Origin of the sequence: Bifidobacterium canis (assembly GCF_009727065.1) — a bacterium.
In the GTDB taxonomy this organism is placed as follows: Bacteria; Actinomycetota; Actinomycetes; order Actinomycetales; family Bifidobacteriaceae; genus Bifidobacterium; species Bifidobacterium canis.
This window is the reverse complement of record NZ_WNLP01000002.1, coordinates 60,522-78,350: the sequence shown is the minus strand read 5'-3', so window position 1 is coordinate 78,350 and position 17,829 is coordinate 60,522. Positions and strand designations below refer to the sequence as shown.

General features: G+C 58.2%; 12 protein-coding genes and 1 pseudogene. 3 read left to right on the top strand and 10 right to left on the bottom strand.

What is annotated here, in order from left to right:
* Nucleotides 1-130 precede the first annotated feature (130 nt).
* From GSD1FS_RS02710 to trhA, 3 genes are all read left to right on the top strand, one after another.
* Nucleotides 131-1,453: an MFS transporter gene (locus tag GSD1FS_RS02710; RefSeq protein ID WP_155588270.1), complete on the top strand. Its 1,323-nt coding sequence runs from the start codon at nt 131-133 to the stop codon at nt 1,451-1,453.
* A gap of 74 nt (nt 1,454-1,527) precedes the next feature.
* The gene (gene gdhA / locus GSD1FS_RS02705) at nt 1,528-2,874 is read left to right on the top strand and encodes an NADP-specific glutamate dehydrogenase (protein ID WP_155588269.1); all 1,347 of its coding nucleotides are present in this window, start codon (nt 1,528-1,530) and stop codon (nt 2,872-2,874) included.
* Nucleotides 2,875-3,109: 235 nt separating this feature from the next.
* A complete protein-coding gene (gene trhA, locus GSD1FS_RS02700; RefSeq protein WP_155588465.1) occupies nt 3,110-3,910 on the top strand; it encodes a PAQR family membrane homeostasis protein TrhA in 801 nt (266 codons plus the stop codon).
* A gap of 154 nt (nt 3,911-4,064) precedes the next feature.
* On the opposite strand, the gene GSD1FS_RS02695 is transcribed toward trhA, so the two are convergent.
* The 10 genes and pseudogenes from GSD1FS_RS02695 to dnaA form a co-directional block, all read right to left on the bottom strand.
* Nucleotides 4,065-5,363, bottom strand: a complete 1,299-nt coding sequence (locus GSD1FS_RS02695) for a VanZ family protein (RefSeq protein ID WP_343030174.1) — start codon at nt 5,361-5,363, stop codon at nt 4,065-4,067.
* A gap of 106 nt (nt 5,364-5,469) precedes the next feature.
* Complete coding sequence (locus GSD1FS_RS02690) at nt 5,470-6,003, bottom strand: DUF3566 domain-containing protein (RefSeq protein ID WP_155588268.1); 534 nt, start codon at nt 6,001-6,003, stop codon at nt 5,470-5,472.
* A 109-nt stretch (nt 6,004-6,112) separates the two neighbouring features.
* Complete coding sequence (gyrA, locus tag GSD1FS_RS02685; protein ID WP_155588464.1) at nt 6,113-8,821, bottom strand: DNA gyrase subunit A; 2,709 nt, start codon at nt 8,819-8,821, stop codon at nt 6,113-6,115.
* A gap of 112 nt (nt 8,822-8,933) precedes the next feature.
* Entirely contained in the window at nt 8,934-11,027 is a 2,094-nt protein-coding gene (gene gyrB, locus GSD1FS_RS02680; RefSeq protein ID WP_425481776.1) for a DNA topoisomerase (ATP-hydrolyzing) subunit B, read from the bottom strand.
* Between the two features lie 312 nt (nt 11,028-11,339).
* On the bottom strand, nt 11,340-11,864 hold the full coding sequence (locus GSD1FS_RS02675; RefSeq protein WP_155588267.1) for a hypothetical protein: 525 nt from the start codon (nt 11,862-11,864) through the stop codon (nt 11,340-11,342).
* A gap of 104 nt (nt 11,865-11,968) precedes the next feature.
* Nucleotides 11,969-12,109, bottom strand: coding sequence for a hypothetical protein (locus GSD1FS_RS02670; RefSeq protein WP_155588266.1), 141 nt, complete (start codon nt 12,107-12,109; stop codon nt 11,969-11,971).
* 180 nt (nt 12,110-12,289) lie between these two features.
* Nucleotides 12,290-12,793: a DciA family protein gene (locus GSD1FS_RS02665; protein WP_155588265.1), complete on the bottom strand. Its 504-nt coding sequence runs from the start codon at nt 12,791-12,793 to the stop codon at nt 12,290-12,292.
* Nucleotides 12,790-13,988, bottom strand: a pseudogene (recF, locus tag GSD1FS_RS02660) (DNA replication/repair protein RecF). Before recF ends, GSD1FS_RS02665 begins: the two are co-directional and overlap by 4 nt.
* A 69-nt stretch (nt 13,989-14,057) precedes the next feature.
* Nucleotides 14,058-15,182: a DNA polymerase III subunit beta gene (dnaN, locus tag GSD1FS_RS02655; RefSeq protein WP_155588264.1), complete on the bottom strand. Its 1,125-nt coding sequence runs from the start codon at nt 15,180-15,182 to the stop codon at nt 14,058-14,060.
* A gap of 686 nt (nt 15,183-15,868) precedes the next feature.
* Nucleotides 15,869-17,596 (bottom strand): chromosomal replication initiator protein DnaA, encoded by a 1,728-nt coding sequence (gene dnaA, locus GSD1FS_RS02650; RefSeq protein WP_155588263.1) that lies wholly within the window; start codon nt 17,594-17,596, stop codon nt 15,869-15,871.
* Nucleotides 17,597-17,829: the final 233 nt, after the last annotated feature.

Sequence of the window (17,829 nt, the reverse complement as noted above, 5' to 3'; positions counted from 1 at the left end):
TAACTGAATATTGAACTGCTTGAAGCTCGCGCACACACTTTCTCCCCATCATTTCGATTTTTACTTTCCAGTTATTCTGCCCGCTGATAGCAGGTAGATAGAATGATGCCGGACGAACAAAAGGGACGGCATGGCAAGCACAGAGCATCGCAAGCAGCAGGGCGGGTGGCGTAAACCGCAGCAAACCGAGCAGAGCAGCAAGTCAAGTAACAAAGAGCGGCTGATCACGCGAGACGTGGCGCTCATCATGGCGGCGACGTTCTTCTTCATGGCATCCAGCATGCTGTCGGGCCCGATCATCGCCGGCTATGCGCACACGCTCGGCGCAAGCGGCACGCTGATGGGCTTCATCGCCGGCGCGCTCTCGCTCTCCGCGCTGTTCTGCCGCCCCGTCGCCGGTCATTTGGCGGATCGCACGAGCAAACGGCGGCTCGCCGTGCTCGGCGCTTCACTGTATGTGCTGACGAATATTTGGTACGCGTACGCGTCGAATCCGGCGTCGCTGCTGTGTGCGCGCATAGTCAACGGCGTTGGCTTCGCCTGCATATCGGTATGCCTGTCTACATGGCTGTCGATGCTGCTGCCGGTGCGCCGCATGGGCGCGGGCATGGGACTCTACGGCACGATGAACGCGCTGGCACAGGCGTTCGGCCCCGACCTCGGCATCCGTGTTTCGAAAACCGCCGGCTACCGCACCGCGTTCTGGATCGGTGCGGGACTCGCGATCACGGTCGTCATCTGCGTGCTGCTCATACGCGACGCCGGTAAACCGTACGCTGCACGCACTGCGGTGCAGCACACGCAGCACAGATTCAAACTGAGCACGTTGTTCGAGCCGAAAGTCATTCCGATTGCGGTGATTTTCATGATGTTCGGCATTCCCTATTTCGCGAACCAGTCGTTCATCGTCAACTATGCGAGTGACACGCATGTGCGTTTCGGCGTCTCCGTGTTCTTCCCCATCTATGCGATCGCGCTGCTTATTCTGCGCATCAGCTTGCGCAATTGGTTCGATTCGAAATCATTCGTATTCTTCATGATCATCTGCACGGCGAGCGACTGCGTGATGCTGCTGTCTCTCACTTATTTGCACGCGTTCTGGCAGCTCGCGCTGGCTGCCGTCGCCACTGCGTGCGGCTACGGCATGATGAGCTCGGTGACGCAGGCGAAGGCTGTGATCATCGCCGGCAAAGCACGCAGCGGCATGGCAAACACCACATATTATGCGGGCATCGACCTCGGCATGTTCCTCGGCCCGCTGCTCGGCGGCATGCTCTATGGCGGACTGCCGATCCGCTGGTTCTACCCGACGCTGCTGCTCACTATGCCGGTGGCATGGGCGGTGTTCGCCGCGTTCCACCGCACGATTTCGCGGGCAGACAATACTCCTCGTATTTCCAGCACAATCAAGACCGCGAGCGCGAATACGGGAACTCAGAATTCCAATAATTGAAAATGTGTATTCACAACAGTGCGCGCGCTCTTTACAATAAATGAGATTTATCCGCCCACATAGAAAGAGAAACAATGCTCACTGACGAGTATGTGAAGCGCGTGTACGAGCAGGTCGAAGCTCGTGACCCAGATCAGTCCGAATTCCTGCAGGCTGTGCAGGAAGTCTTCGAAAGCATCGAACCTGTGTTCGCCAAGCACCCGGAATACGAGGCGGCAGGCGTACTGCAGCGCTTCGTCGAGCCGGAGCGACTGGTCAAGTTCCGCGTCGCCTGGGTTGACGACAACGGCGACGTGCAGGTGAACCGTGGCTACCGCGTGCAGTTCAACTCGGCGATCGGCCCATACAAGGGCGGTCTGCGCTTCCACCCAACCGTCACCGAGAGCGTCATCAAGTTCCTCGGCTTCGAGCAGATTCTGAAGAACTCGCTGACCGGCCTGCCCATGGGCGGCGGCAAGGGCGGCTCGGATTTCAACCCGAAGGGCCGTTCCGATGCTGAAGTGATGCGTTTCTGCCAGGCGTTCATGACCGAGCTGCAGCGTCACATCGGCCAGTTCACCGACGTTCCTGCCGGCGACATCAACGTTGGCGCACGCGAGGTCGGCTACCTGTTTGGCCAATACAAGCGCTTGCGCAACGAGTTCACTGGCGTGCTGACCGGCAAGGGCCTGGAGTTCGGCGGTTCACTCGCCCGCACCGAGGCGACCGGCTACGGCCTGTGCTACTACACGCAGGAGGCTCTGCGCGTTCTGCGCAACGATTCCTTCGAAGGCAAGACCGTCGTCGTTTCCGGTTCCGGCAACGTGGCCATCTTCGCCATCGAGAAGGCCACCCAGCTGGGCGCGAAGGTCGTCACCTGCTCCGATTCCAACGGCTATGTGTATGACCCGAAGGGCATCGACCTGGATGTGGTCAAGGACATCAAGCTCAACAAGCGTGGCCGCATTCGCGAATACATTGACCGCGTTGACGGCGCTGAATACCACGAGGGTTGCAGCGGCGTGTGGACCGTGCCATGTGACATCGCGCTGCCTTGCGCCACCCAGAACGAGATCGACGGCGAATCCGCCCAGACGCTCGTCGACAACGGCTGCACGGTGGTGTGCGAAGGCGCCAACATGCCTTCCACGCCTCAGGCCATCGAGGTCTACCAGAAGAACGGCCTGCTCTATGGCCCAGCCAAGGCTGCGAACGCCGGTGGCGTCGCCGTTTCCGGCCTGGAGATGAGCCAGAACTCCTATCGCCTCTCGTGGACCTTCGAGAAGGTCGATGAAGAGCTCAAGGGCATCATGAAGAACATCGTTTCCGAGTCTCTGGATGCTGCCAAGGAATACGGTCACGATGGCGACCTGATGTTCGGCGCCAATGTCGCCGGCTTCACGAAGGTTGCCAACGCGATGGTCGCACAGGGCATCTTCTAAGCTGCTCGAGGTGAATCGCTTTCGCAATCTACCATGCATGCGCATAGCTTGCACAGGTGATTGACTGAGGGGTTATGTGCTGCGGCACATAACCCCTCCGCTGTATATGAGCGAATACACCTTAGGAATAACATTCATGAAGTTCGAATATTGATTCCTTAAGCTGGGGCATATGACGAGTAAGGGTATGAACCGTAGAAATCAGCCGCGCAGTGCGTATTTCAGGGATTCGCGCATGAAGCGCAACAACCGCCATGTGGGGCAACTGCCGCGCCAAAGCAAGCCGCGCAAGGCGGTCACTGCGAAGAAGCTGCACGAGAAGAAGGAATTGAGCGAGAAGATCAACGTGAAGAAGGAGCAGAACCAGATTCTGCGCGAGAAGCCGAAGCTGCGCGGCTGGTTCCACTTGGTGTTCTTTCCGATTGCCACGGCTGCGTCGATCGTGCTGATCTGCCTGGCGCCGAGCGGTTACATGAAGGTGGGCGTGAGCATCTACACCGCCACCGTGATCCTGTTGTTCGGTAACAGCGCCGCACTGCACATCGGGCACGGGTATTGGCCGCCGAAAGTCGACCGCGTGCTCACGTTGATCGACTATTCCAACATCTTCCTGATCATTGCGGGCACATGCACGCCGTTCCTGTTCGCGCTCGACAATTGGCCGGTGTGCTGGACGTATTTCGGCATTCTCTGGGGCGCCGCCGTGATCGGCACGGTCTGCCACCTGCTGTGGCCTGAAGGATTGGATTGGCTGTTCACGATCATCTATTGCGTGATGGGCTTGGCTCCGGCGACGATCATCGCGCTGTTCTGGCGATCGAAATACATCGGTCCCGTGCCCACGATTCTGGTACTCGCGGGCGGCGCATGCTACATAGCCGGCGCGGTGTGCTTCGCGCTGCGCAAGCCGAACCCGTTCCCGAAGTGGTTCGGCTACCACGAGATCTTCCACTTGGGCACGATCGCCGGCTATTCGTGCCACGTGGTCGCGCTGTTCATCACAGTGGTGCAGATGCGCGCCGCCCTCGGCCACTAATCGACCAAACTGCATAAGGGGCGCCAGAGGCGCTGCAAACGGCCGACATATCGGTCGCAGACAGCACTCTGGCGCCCCTTATCTGGTTCGGTCACTCAGCAGCTCTTGTTGACCGATATATATCGGTCAACAAGAGCGGTCAGAAATGCTGTGCTCACTTGGAGGCATTGGGAGTATTGGGCTGCGAGGCTTGCTGTGAAATGCTCTGTTGAATGTTCTGTGCCTGCGCCGAAGTCGGTATGGCCACAGTCGGCATCGAAGCGGACGCATTCGCAGCACCTGCCGGCGCAGCTGGCACGGTCTGCTGAGCAACGGGCGCGGCAGCATTTGCGCCACCGGCGGCAGAGCCCGTGTCTGGCAATCCGGCAACGCCATAGCTGAACGTGCGCGGCGTGGAGCTTGCAGTGCCCGGCACCAAATCCCACGGCATGCACTTCTTGACGATCCAGAAGATGAGCAGTGCGAGCAGAATCCAACCCCACGGCCCGCGGTTCATCACGAAGCACACGAACACAGCGCCGAGCAGCAGCGTGCGAATCGCATAGAATGCGAGCCTCTGCATGCGGTTGCGGGTCTTCGTCTCAATCGTCATATGCGTGTAGCGGCAGCCGAGCGTCTGCCCGTCATGCCGGTACGGAATCCACATCTCGAATATCAGGAATGCGATGCCCGCGGTAATCCATGTCAAATAATCGAGCACGCGCGGTTCGAGCGTGAGCGAGAGCCACACGAAGTGCCCGTCTCCGGTCGGCTTGAAAATCAGGTAGAACAGCGTCACATAGAGCAAGCTCAGCGGCACATACACGAGATCGATGAGCAGGAAGTCGATCGTCATCGAAACGAAGCGGTGCACGAATCCCGGGCTTGTGTTCGTGCCCTTGAGCTGCTTCGCCTTCTTTGGCACGAGCTTCGTGTAGAGCACGGCTATGCCATAGCCGAGCATCGCGCCCAGCGTGTTCGTCAGCATGTCGTCAACGTCGAACTGGCGGTAGGCACACGGGTAGATGCCCCAGATGCCGGTGAGCTGTGAGGTTTCTATGAACACCGAGCAGCCAAGCGCGAACGGCGTGGCCACCCAGAATTTCCAGCCTGCCCAGCGGCAGAGCATGAATCCGAGTGGCATGAACAGCACGACGTTCATCGCGAGCTGCAGCACGCCGTAGAGTCCGGTCTGTGCGTCTTGAATGAATTCGAAAATATTGAGCTGCGGCGCGAGGTGATGCGTCGCGCAGTATTGTGCAGCGTCATCTGGCATCGGGTACATCGTGAACGCGAGCAAGCCGAGCGCGTAGAGTACCGCCACGTATGCGGTGAACGCGCTGGTGAAGCTCAGGCGGTGATTGCGGTGGTAGATGAACGCGATGATCGGCAACGTGAGCAGGAACGACACGAACGGCCACGCGATGAGCGCGATGGTAAACGATGAACTGAATAACCCTAGATATCGAAGCACATGAATGAGTGTAACGCGCGCGCAGACGCAGCGAACTGGTTCTCAAGAATGATTGTGCCCCTCTCAGCGCTCGGCTGAGAGGGGCACAATCTAAAAATATGTATTATCAGTCGTCGCCGAGCGTGACATGTACGCCGCCGACGAGCGCGCTGACCACGTTGTAGAGCAGCGCGAAGATCGTGCACAGAATGGTGATGAGCACCATTTCGACGATGGAGAAGATCGTGACTGCGCTGAGCACGGTTGGCAGCGACAGCACGTTCGCCAAGTTCAGACTGCCGGAGTCAAGACCTGCGGAAGACACGATCTGAGTCACCTGGTCGAACACGCCGACCGCCTTGAGCAGCAGCCACAGCAGCAGCGTGGCGATGATCTGAATGATTGCTCCGGCGAGCGACAGCATGAAGCTCACCTTGGCGACCGACCATGCGCTGACGCGCGTCAGCGACAGGTTCATGCGGCGCGCATGCGGCTTCTGACGGTTGCGAGCAGGACGAACCGGACGGTTCTGCTCGGGGTGGTCTTTGTCGGCAATCAATGGCTGGTTCGAGGCAGAACGCGCCACACGTGGAGCGTTCGAGGCGTCAGCTTTGGACTGATCGCCGTGGTCAAGCGGAGTATCCGCAGTATTCTCGCTCATATTCGCTCCTTGAAGAAGTTCTACATGTTGAGATTATCAATGTTTCAAGACCTTGGAGCCGTGAGAGGACTCACGGCTCCGCAATCTAGACAATTGACGTCTCAGCGATTTATTCTTCGTCGTTTTCGGCACTCTCGCCGCTTTCGCCGTTGTCACCCTGCTGGGTTTCCTCGATGGCGGCGGATTCCTCTTCGATCACCGGCATGCCGTCTTCGCTGCGTTCCTCGAACACCGGCTGGCCTTCGGCTGGCTGGGTTTCGGTGGAACCTGCGGAAGACTCGGTGACGGTGGTCTCACCGTCTGCCTCGTCTTCGGTTTCGGCATTGCGCGCGATCGAGATGATCTCATCGCCGGCATCCGGCTTGGCAAGCGTGACTCCCTGCGTGGTGCGGCCGGTGAGCTTGACTTCGCTGACGTTGGAGCGAATCACCTTGCCGGACTTCATGATGGCCATGATCTGGTCTTCTTCGGTCACGACGACTGCACCGACGAGCGTGCCGCGTTCCTCGGTGAGCTGCACGGCCTTCACGCCGAAGCCGTTACGACCCTGCAGGCGGTATTCACTCAAGGCAGTGCGCTTGGCGAAGCCCTGGTTCGTCACCACGAGCAGATCCTTGCTCTCGTCACCCCAGATTACATCCATGGCGAGCAGTTCGTCCTCGGCACGGAACTTCATGCCCTGCACGCCTGCGGTCTGGCGACCCATTGGGCGCAGCTGCTCGTCGTCGGCACGGAACTTGAGGCTCATGCCGAGCTTCGACACCAGAATGATGTCGTCATCGGCATTGCACAGCGCCGCACCGATCACTTCGTCGGTGGTTTCGCCCGACTCGTCTTGCATCAGGCGAACGGCGATCAGGCCGCCCTGACGAGGCGAATCGTATTCGGAAAGGCGCGTCTTCTTGACCTTGCCGGAGCGGGTGGCGAGCACCAGGTAGTCGGCCACCTCGTAGTTCGGAATCGAGAGCACGGCCTGAATCGACTCGTCCGGCGTGAACTGCAGCAGATTCGCCACATGCTGGCCCTTGGAGTCGCGCGACCCCTCCGGCAGCTCGTATGCCTTGAGGCGATACACACGGCCCTTGTTCGTGAAGAACAGCAGCCAGTTGTGCGTGCTCGTCAGGAAGAAGTGATCCACCACGTCGTCATCGCGCAGCTTGGCACCCTTGATGCCCTTGCCGCCGCGGTGCTGTGCGCGGTATTCATCGGCCTTCGTGCGCTTGATGAAGCCGGCGTGCGTGACGGTCACAACCACGTTCTCTTCGGCGATCAGGTCTTCGACGTTCATCTCGCCGGAGAACGGCAGGATCTTCGTGCGACGGTCATCACCGTACTTCGCCACGATCTCGTCGAGTTCGTCACCGACGATCTTGCGCTGGCGTTCCGGCTTGGCCAGAATGTCGGCGTAGTCGGCGATGCGGCGCATCAATTCGTCGTGCTCGTCGAGAATCTTCTGACGTTCGAGGGCTGCCAGTCGGCGAAGCTGCATCGCGAGAATCGCGTCGGCCTGAATGCCGTCGACGTCGAGCAAATCCATGAGGCCGGTGCGAGCGATCTCAACGGTTTGCGACGAACGGATCAGGTGAATGACCTCGTCGATCATGTCGAGAGCCTTCAAATAGCCCTGCAGAATGTGGTCGCGTTCCTCTGCCTCGCGCTTGAGGTAGGCGGTGCGGCGGGCGATAACGTCGAGCTGGTGGGCGACCCAATGGCGAATGAACGCGTCGAGGCTCAGCGTGCGCGGCACGCCATCGACCAATGCGAGCATGTTCGCGCCGAAGGTCTGCTGCAGCTGCGAATGCTTGTAGAGGTTGTTGAGCACCACCTTCGGCACGGCGTCGCGCTTGAGCACGAGCACCAGGCGTTGGCCGGTACGACCGGAGGTTTCATCGCGCATGTCGGCGATGCCGTTGATCTTGCCGTCACGCACGGCTTCACGAATCGATGCGACCAAGCGGTCGGGGTTCACCTGATACGGCAGCTCGGTGACGACCAGGCACATACGCCCCTTGATCTCTTCGGTGTTGACCACGGCGCGCATCGTGATGAGGCCACGACCTGTGCGGTAGGCCTGTTCGATGCCCTTGTGACCCAGAATCGTCGCGCCGGTTGGGAAGTCAGGGCCCTTGATGCGTTCGATCAGTGCGTCGAGCAGCTCTTCACGGCTGGCATCTGGGTGGTCAAGCGCCCAATGCACGCCATCGGCCACCTCGCGCATGTTGTGCGGAGGAATGTTCGTGGCCATGCCGACGGCGATGCCGGAGGAACCGTTGACGAGCAGGTTCGGGAAGCGAGCAGGCAGCACGGTCGGCTCCTGCGTCTTGCCGTCGTAGTTCGGCACGAAGTCAACGGTGTCTTTGTCGATGTCGCGCACCATCTCCATGGCGAGCGGAGCCATACGGCATTCGGTGTAACGCATTGCAGCGGCCGGGTCGTCGCCCGGAGAGCCGAAGTTGCCCTGACCGTCGACGAGCATGTAGCGCATCGACCAGCTCTGCGCCATACGCACCAAAGTGTCGTAGATGGCGGAATCGCCGTGCGGGTGGTATTTACCCATGACGTCGCCGACCACGCGCGAGCACTTGTTGTAACCACGATCCGGGCGGTAGCCGCCGTCATACATCGCGTAGACCACGCGACGATGCACCGGCTTCATGCCATCGCGCACGTCAGGCAACGCGCGCTCAACGATCACCGAGAGTGCGTACGACAAATACGATTGACGCATTTCGTCTTGCAAGTCGATCGGCTGCACGCGCTGGCCGCTCAGCAGGCCGTAATCGGTTTGATCGGCCTCCTGCGGGCTCAACGGTTCCATCGAGCCGTCGGGCACGTTCTGCTCGTCATCAGTGCCAGTGTTCTGTTCGTCTGCCACTTGAAATCCTTTACCTTAAAAATCAAATTCTTCGAATACGAATACGCGCGTGAACTCAGGCGTCGATCCAGCGAGCGTTGTGAGCGTTGCGCTGAATGAACAGGCGGCGCGGCTCAACTTCGTCGCCCATCAGCATCGAGAACGTCTCGTCTGCCTGCAATGCGTCTTCGATGTGCACTTGCTTCAAGATGCGGTGATCAGGGTCCATCGTGGTCTCCCACAGCTCCTGATAGCTCATCTCGCCCAAGCCCTTGTAGCGCTGGATACCTTCGCCCTTTGGCAGCTGACGCCCCTTCGCCTTGCCTTCAGCGAGCACGCGGTCGCGCTCGGCGTCGGTGTAGACGAAATCGTGCGGACCCTTCGTCCACTTGAGTCGGTACAGCGGCGGCATAGCCACATACACGAAGCCGGCGGTGATCATCGGGCGCATGTAGCGGAAGAACAGCGTCAGGTTCAGCGTGGCAATGTGGGCGCCGTCAACATCGGCATCCGCCATGATGATGACCTTGTGGTAGCGCACCTTGTCGATGTCGAAGTCTTCGCCGTAGCCGCCGCCGATGGCGGTGATAAGCGATTCGATCGTGTCGGACTTCAGCATGCGGTCCAGGCTCGCGCGCTCGGTGTTCAGAATCTTGCCGCGCAACGGCAGAATCGCCTGCGTAAGCGGGTTGCGCCCCTGAATGGCGGAGCCGCCTGCGGAATCACCCTCGACGATGAACAGCTCGCACTCACTCGGATCGTTCGACTGGCAATCCTTGAGCTTGTCGGGCATGCCAGCGGATTCGAAAATCGACTTGCGGCGCGTGTTCTCGCGGGCTTTCTTCGCTGCGAGACGTGCGCGCGAAGCCTCCATCGCCTTCTGAATGATGTTCTTCGCCTCGGTCGGATGCGAGTCGAGCCAATCGCTGAGCTTCTCGTTCATCACGCGCTGCACGAAGGTCTTCGCCTCGGAATTGCCGAGCTTCGTCTTCGTCTGGCCTTCGAACTGCGGATTCGTGAGCTTCACCGAGATGACGGCGGTCAAGCCTTCGCGCACGTCGTCACCGGAGAGGTTGTCATCTTTGTCTTTCAAGATGTTCTTGTCGCGAGCGTAACGGTTGATCATGCTCGTCAACGCGGCACGGAAGCCCTCTTCGTGAGTGCCGCCCTCGGTCGTCGAAATCGTGTTTGCAAAGGTGTGCACAGACTCGGAATATGCGGTCGTCCACTGCATCGCGATTTCAGCGGAGATGCCCAAGTTCAGGTCTTCGGATTCGATGTCGATCACATCAGGCTCGATCGGCGTCGTGTTGCGCGACTTCACCAGAAACGCCACGTAATCCTTGATGCCGTTCTTGTATTGGTAGGTGACGGTCTGGTGCATCTCTTCAACAGCGTTGTCGCCGTCGCCGGCCACCTCGTCGCGAGCCTCGTCCACCTGACGAAGATCGGTGAGCGTGATCTTCAAGCCCTTGTTCAGGAACGCCATCTGCTGGAAACGGCTGCGCAGGGTCTCGAAATCGTAGATCGTGGTTTCGAAGATCTTCGGATCGGCCCAGAACGTGACCGACGTGCCGGTCGATTCACCCGGATCCATAGCGCGGCCCTTCTTCAACGGGGCGGTCGGATGCTGATCGATGTAGGTCTGCGTCCAGTAATAGCCCTGACGACGCACTTCCACATCAACGCGCGTGGAGAGCGCGTTCACCACGGAGATGCCCACGCCGTGCAAGCCGCCGGAGACCGCGTAGCCGCCGCCACCGAATTTGCCGCCTGCGTGCAGCTTCGTCATAACCGTTTCAACGCCGGAAATGCCTTCGCCCGGCACTTCGTCGACCGGAATGCCTCGGCCATCGTCGACGACGCGAATGCCGTTGTCGGGCAGAATCGTCACTTCGATGTGCGTGGCGTATCCTGCCAGAGCCTCGTCAACGGAGTTGTCGACGATCTCATACACCAGGTGGTGCAAGCCTCGCGGGCCGGTGGAACCGATGTACATGCCCGGTCGGATGCGCACCGCCTCAAGGCCTTCGAGCACTTTGAGGTCGCTGGCGTCGTAGTGCTCAGGAGACAGGGTGTCGTCCAGCTGCGCGTCATCGGCGTTGTTCTGCGTGCTGGGATCGATCGATGCCGACGATTCCGGCATGGAATCAGATGGTTGATCTGCCACAGAGATTCCTTTCTGTGAAGTTCGTTTGAAGGGTTCGCTACAAAGCGATATGCCCTATAACACGAATAAAACGCCCTTGTGGGCGTTCAACTACTCTGTTAAATATTCTACTCATGCGTGGGGACGTGAAAGCGTAGCGCCCTTACAGCGTATTTTCCCTTTTTTCAGCGTTCTTCATACACAAAAAAGTTGGCCTCTTGGAACGCGCGCATTCTGGAAAACGCGTTCCAAGAGGCCAACCGGGTCGAGCGGCCGCGAGTAGGTAAGGTCAGGATGGGGAATATCGGCCGCCCGAAGTCTCAACTATGCAGGTCAGGAATTCGACGTTGAACTCGACGAATCGAAGCTCGACGAGTTTGAGCTGGAATTGCTGTTCGAATTGCCGTTGCTCTGGCTATCGCCTTGCGAATCGCTCTGGCCGTTGCTGTTTCCGCTCTGACCGCCAGGCATGCCACCCTGCCCGTTCTGGCTGGTGCCACCTTGACCTCCCTGACCGCCGCCAGGCATGCCGCCACCGGGCATCTGCATCTGCTGCGAGGTCGAGGTCTTGTTGCCTGCCACAGACGTGTAGACCAATCCGCCTCCGACGCCGCCGACCACGCCGCACAGCAGTGTGACGCCTACCAGAAGCGTTATCGTTTTGCCGCCGAGTCCCTTCTTCGGAGCCGCCACAGCCGAGGCGGAGGAGGAAGCAGGCGCAGTGTTCATCTGCACGTTCAGCGGTTCGATCGGGGTCGTCTGCGACGACGTATTCGCCGAAGCGTTCGTTGGAGTGAATGTGGTGTGTTCGGAATCGGTGTTGTTGGTGCCGTTGTTGTTGCCGAATGGGTTGCTCATGGGTGTTCCTTTCAAAGTATTGCTATTATTCGGTGATCTTGGGTGCTGGGGGGAGAGAGAGAAACCGTTGTGCAAAGCGGCTTGTCAGCCCCTGTCAGCCCGCGTCATGCCATCGTCCACGTGGTCTTCGTGTCGAATTCGCTGTCGTAGTCGAAACCCAAAACGAGTGAGATCACTGCGGCGCTTACGATAAGCGGTTGTACGCGCGGCCCCGCAGTGCGCGGATGTTGTGCCGGCTGGCTCATCGCTCCTCCTTGCGTAAAGAGTGGTCAACTTGTTAGGCTCAAGTAGACCGCGCGAAGTCGTGAGGAGACTGCAAACCAGCGAAACCGTGCCATCAAATTCTCTGAAAGCTCGCTGAGAGACCATGCTCGCAAATATTAATTATTCATTTATATTTATATAATAATTTATATTATTTTTGTTCAGCGTGCGCGATAGTGCATGTTCTGGCGCACGTATTGCTTCTTCCGCGTGGCAGGACCGTGCGCCTGCGGTCCGGTGACTCGAATCTCGCGAATATCGAGCCCATCGAGTTTTTCTCGTATCGTTTTCTGCAGCTCCGGTATCAGGAACGTGAGTTGCGTCGTCCACGACGGTGATTTCGCATGAATCGTGAGCACTCCGTTCGAGAGCGAGCCGACTGTGGTGTTGCGCGCGATCACGTCTCCGACGATCGACGCCCAGTCGTTGCGCAGCGTGGCGAGCTTCATGTGCGGAACCCAGCCAGCCTGTTTCGCAACGGCGGTGAACACCGAGCCGAGTTTCACTTCATCGCGCCCCGGTTTGCCGAAGTTCTCGAGCGCTTCCTCGCGTTTGATTCGACGTTCCGCAATAAGTCCTGATCGGGCGGAAATTCTTTCGAACTCTTCCGCTGGCAATGTCTGCTCGTTGAGTTTGAGCTGCTCTACGATCGGTGCGTCACTCATGCCGCGCTCCCCCGTTTCGCGGCTTGCGCAGCTTGCTTAAGCAACGGATCATCGTCGGATTGCGCAGCCACATGAGCCACGTCGATCACATTCGCATCAGCGAATTGCGGTACATCGGATTGCGCGGCGGCGGTTATCAGCACTTGATCCTGCTTGGCTGCGAACTCCATGATCTTCGCGCGACGCGTCGGGTCGAGCTGCGCGAACACATCGTCGAGCACGACGATCGGCCGTTCGCCATGCTCCTGCTCAAGCAGGCGATACACCGCCATTTTCATGGCAAGCGCCAGCGTCCAGCTCTCGCCGTTCGACGAGTATTCGCGTGCGGGCATGCCGTTGAGTTCGATCGACACATCGTCGCGTTGCGGGCCGATCAGATTGACTCCACGCGCCACCTCACCTGGGTAGATGCGTTGGAAATGCGCGCTGATCGCCGCATACGCCTCGTCATTGGATGCCATCGTCAGCAGCTCGTCGAACGACGGCTCATACACCAGCCGAGCTTCTTCAGCGTCATCACTCAATTCACGGACGATCGAACCGAAAAAGTATTGAGCAGTTCGATCATATGATTGCGGTCTCTAGTGATCTGCGATCCGATGTCAATGAACTGCCCCGTCCAAATCTCCAGTCCACTCAGCGCAGCGTCGCGTTGCACGTCACCATCTTGCGAACCCAGCTGTTTCAACAGCGCAGCGCGTTGCTTGGCGATATGGGTGAACTGCTGCAACCGTTGCGCATATCCGCGCACCAGCACCGCCGCAGTCTGGTCGATGAAGTGCCTGCGTACGGCAGGATCTCCCCACACCAGTCGTTGGTCGTCAGGAGTGAACGCAATAAAAGGAATTTTTCCGATTATATCGCGCATATAGATGCTGGCGCCGCCGTTGATACGCGCTCGATTCGCTCCCCTGGCACGAATTGTCAACTCAAAAGTTGTTGTCGAATCTTCATTATTTGACTTTTGTTCTTCTATATTTGCGCGAATAGTCGCCGTTTGAAAACCGCGTTGCACAAGCGGGAGCGAAGACGAGGCACGGTGAGACGAGCCAGTCGACAGCACTTCCAGCGCCTCGACGATATTCGTCTTGCCGAGCCCATTCGCACCCTGCAGAATATTGACGCCAGGTGTGAAGTCGAACATGCAGTGAGTCCAGGAGCGGAAGTGGTCGAGAACCAGTCTGCTGACGGTTATCATGTCACTCCGCTCCCCTCACTCGCAGTATGCAGTATCAGTATTCGTAAATTGGTGAACTTCGTACGATCAGACGTTGAAACGCATCGGCACGAGCAGGTAACGGTAGTTCATCGACTCCTCGGAATCCTGCTCCTGCTGGCCGTTGAATTCCACCGGCTTCACCGCGGTCGTCATCTTCATGCGAATGTATGGCTCGGTGATCACGCTCAAACCGTCACGCAGATACGCCGGATTGAATGCCACCGTGATGTCTTCGCCATCGAGATCGACAGGGAGCGTCTGCTTCGCCGAAGCCTCGTCAATACCGCCAGCGGTGAGCAGCACCTGTTGCTCAGTGAACACCATGCGAATCGGGGCGTTGCGCTCGGCGACCAGCGACACGCGCTTGGCGGCTTCGAGCAAATCGGTTTTGTTGATGACGGCCTGAATCGGGTAGGAGTCCGCATACAGGCGGTCAACAGACGGGAACTCGCCATCGATCAGCTGCACCGTGGAAACGCGGCCGGCGTTCTCAATGCCGATGAGCGAAGGATTCTCGGCGTCCAAATAAATCGTGACGTTCTCGCGTTCATCCATCGAACGGGCGATCTTCGTCAAATACGCGCCACGCACCAACGCAGTGGTTTCCAGCTGCTCATCCTGCGAAGTCCAGTGGAAGCTCGCACGCGCCAAACGGAAGCGATCAGTAGAGCTCAGCGTCACCTCATCGCCGTTGAAACGCATGTGCACGCCGGTCAGAACCGGGCGATTCTCATCGCGAGCCACCGCAATGGCAGCCTGATTCACCGTCTGCATGAACGTCTGCGCGTCCACCTGGCCGAGCTGCTGCGGCAGTTCCGGCAAATCCGGGTATTCACTCTCCGGCATCAGTTGCAGCGTGAAGCTCGCAGCACCGGAAGTGATCGTCATCGTCGTCTCGTTGGCGTCCAGATACGTTTTCTCAGCAGGCAGCGATTTGCTGATGTCAGCAAGCAGTTTGCCAAGCACCACAACGGTTCCAGCCTCATCAATACCTGCCTCAACGTGATCTCGCGCAGAAATCTCATAGGTGAACACCGAAAGCTGCATCGTGCCATCCTGAGCTTCCAATTTCACACCCGCGAGAATAGGATTTGCCGGACGAGCGTCGATCACGCTAGTGGTCCAAGCTACTGCATCTGCGAATGCAGCGGTGTTGACTTCAACTTTCATTGCTGTTCCTTGCTCTTGATGCTTGATTTCGTGCTATGTGCTGATTGTTTATTCTAGCGGGTTCGTAGATCGAGCTGTGCTTAATGTTTTTGCTTTCCCGAGTTATTGCTGTTATCAGCTTTATAAGAAAAGTAAGTAAGTAGTAATAATAAGCGCGGTGGATGTTGTGGATAACTGTGGAAAGTGTTGAAACCGCGCAAGTTATCCACAATCGAACTATGTGGATAACTTCTGAATCTCGTGTGCATAACTAGGCGAGTTTTCCACAGCCGTCAAACCTCCCAAAAGTTATCCACATCTCGTAAAGCCTTATCCACAGCGGGTTTCGGCGTTTCTCACATGCAATCCACCGGCGATGCCCACAAATGTGGATAACCATGTGGATAAGTTATTTTCACGCCGCACATTGCTATGTTCGTTGAATTTTCGGGCTTTTCCCACGATATTGGGGACGCATGACTTGGCGCATGGATTGCATGGTTGTTTCGCGTGGCGCGCAGATATTTTTGATTTTCTGCCGACGTAGTGTGACTGGGCTGTGTGGGTGGCGGCGCGCGGAGACCCGCGCTTCGTCAGGGGTGTCGCGAGCTTCGCGCGCGCACATTCCTCAGCACAGGTCTCCGCGCGCCGCCACCCACACGGGTAAAGGACCCCTAATCGGCGCAAAATCGGCGTGAAGGGGAGGGCTAGTCGTTGATGTGCTGCTTGAGCTCGGCGGTTAGCTCGTTGACGTAGTTGTAGATCTCCTGCTTCTCCTGCATTTCGTCGTTGATGTGCTTACACGCATGCATCACCGTCGTGTGGTCACGGCCTCCGAAGATCTGGCCTATGTTGACCAGACTCATACTGGTCATATCCCTTGTCAGATACATGGCGATCTGCCTCGCCAGCGTCACATTCCTTGGGCGGGCAGGGCCAACCAGGTCGTCGAAGGTCAGGTGGAAATACTTGGCGACCCTGGCGATGATGTCGGTCGGCTTGATCTCCACTTCCGTCGTGAAGAAGTCCTGCAACGCACGCTCGGTGAGCGAACGCGTCACCGGCTGATGCGTCAACGACGCCATGGCGATAACACGCTTGAGCGCACCCTCAAGCTCACGAATGTTGTCGGTGAACCGTTCGGCAATCAGGTCGAGCACATCATTGGGCACACGCGTATGGTTCTGGTCGGCCAACGTGTGCAGAATCGCAATACGCGTCTCCAGATTCGGCGGCTTGATATCAACCGTGAGACCCTGCTCGAAACGCGAAATCAAACGATCCTCGAAATCCTCGAGATTGCGTGGCGGCACATCAGAGGCGATAACAATGCGCTTATTCGCCTGATAAAGCGAATTGAACGTGTGGAAGAACTGCTCGAGCGTACCCGGCTTGCCACCGAGGAACTGGATGTCGTCGATGAGCAACACATCCACATCACGGTATTTGCGGTAGAAATTGCCCATTCCGGGCGCTTCCTTGTCTTGCCCCGACGTACGAATCGACTCGATGAAATCGTTCGTGAACTCCTCGCTCGTCACATAGAGCACACGCGGACGCGGCTTCTGATTCTGCACAGCATAGTTGCCGATAGCATGCAGCAAATGCGTTTTGCCAAGGCCAGAGCCGCCATAAATACACAACGGGTTGTAGTCACGGCCAGAACCCTCGGCAACCGCTAACGCCACCGTGCGCGCAAAACGGTTAGAATCGCCCTGCACGAACGTGTCGAACGTGTCGTTGCTATTGAGATGCGTCTGAGGATCGCGGAACGTGTTCGCCTGACCCGCACCCAGGTCTGGGGCGATGGAAGGAGCCGCATCGAAATCAGTGGCGGCATATTGCGGGGGAGTGGCGGTGGCAACACTCGGGCCGAAACTCGCCACCGGATCGATGTCTTCAAACGTCTGCACAATCGCCTCGTCGTAATGCGAATCGCGACGGGCCGGCTGCTGCGCGACGGCTGGCGCAGGAACGGTTTGCGTGGCCGTAGCTGGTACTGGTTGCGGAACGACTACCGGGGTCTGAAGCGGTTGAGATGCCGGCTGCGCTTGAGCGGCTGGCGCTGAGGCCGCCGGTGCCTGCTGAGTTGCGACTGGAGCAGCGGGCGCTGCCGGCGCTGGCTCTGCTGCCGGCGCAGGCTGTGGAACGGGCGCTGGGGGCATGATTTTGAACGCGGGCAGCATCTGCTCGCCGCCGTTCGCGATCTCCAATGCGTCGAGCAGCGGGCGATTGAGCTCGGTCTGCAGCACCTGCAGTGTCTGCGCGTTCTCCACATCGAGAACTATCGTGGTGCCAAACACGGCTTCTGGGTTCACTCCTGCGAGCCAACCTTGTTCACGGGCGGTCAGGCTGGAATTCTGCTGCAGCAACGCAAGCGTGTCAGACCATATGGTCGCGGCCTGCGTAGCCGGGTCGAAATTCTCTGCGTTCATCGAGCACGTCACCCATTCTGTCGTTTCAAAGTGCAATACACTATTATTACTCCATCGTAAAGAAGTTATCCACAGGGTTGCGTGTTGAAAACACTGGGTTTTGCACTAATTTGTGCATTGCGGTGGACGACACGGCGAAGTAATCCCCCGAATTTCAACGCATTTGTGGATAACTTTGGTGATTCACCCACAAGCTGAGTGTGATTTTGTGCGCCAAATAATTCACCCACATA

Bases quoted from the DNA above. Each gene is read 5' to 3' on its own strand.
- GSD1FS_RS02710 (WP_155588270.1), top strand. From the start codon at position 131: ATGGCAAGCACAGAGCATCGCAAGCAGCAGGGCGGGTGGCGTAAACCG.
- gdhA (WP_155588269.1), top strand. From the start codon at position 1,528: ATGCTCACTGACGAGTATGTGAAGCGCGTGTACGAGCAGGTCGAAGCT.
- trhA (WP_155588465.1), top strand. From the start codon at position 3,110: ATGAAGCGCAACAACCGCCATGTGGGGCAACTGCCGCGCCAAAGCAAG.
- GSD1FS_RS02690 (WP_155588268.1), bottom strand. From the start codon at position 6,003: ATGAGCGAGAATACTGCGGATACTCCGCTTGACCACGGCGATCAGTCC.
- gyrA (WP_155588464.1), bottom strand. From the start codon at position 8,821: ATGGAACCGTTGAGCCCGCAGGAGGCCGATCAAACCGATTACGGCCTG.
- GSD1FS_RS02675 (WP_155588267.1), bottom strand. From the start codon at position 11,864: ATGAGCAACCCATTCGGCAACAACAACGGCACCAACAACACCGATTCC.
- GSD1FS_RS02670 (WP_155588266.1), bottom strand. From the start codon at position 12,109: ATGAGCCAGCCGGCACAACATCCGCGCACTGCGGGGCCGCGCGTACAA.
- GSD1FS_RS02665 (WP_155588265.1), bottom strand. From the start codon at position 12,793: ATGAGTGACGCACCGATCGTAGAGCAGCTCAAACTCAACGAGCAGACA.
- dnaN (WP_155588264.1), bottom strand. From the start codon at position 15,182: ATGAAAGTTGAAGTCAACACCGCTGCATTCGCAGATGCAGTAGCTTGG.
- dnaA (WP_155588263.1), bottom strand. From the start codon at position 17,596: ATGAACGCAGAGAATTTCGACCCGGCTACGCAGGCCGCGACCATATGG.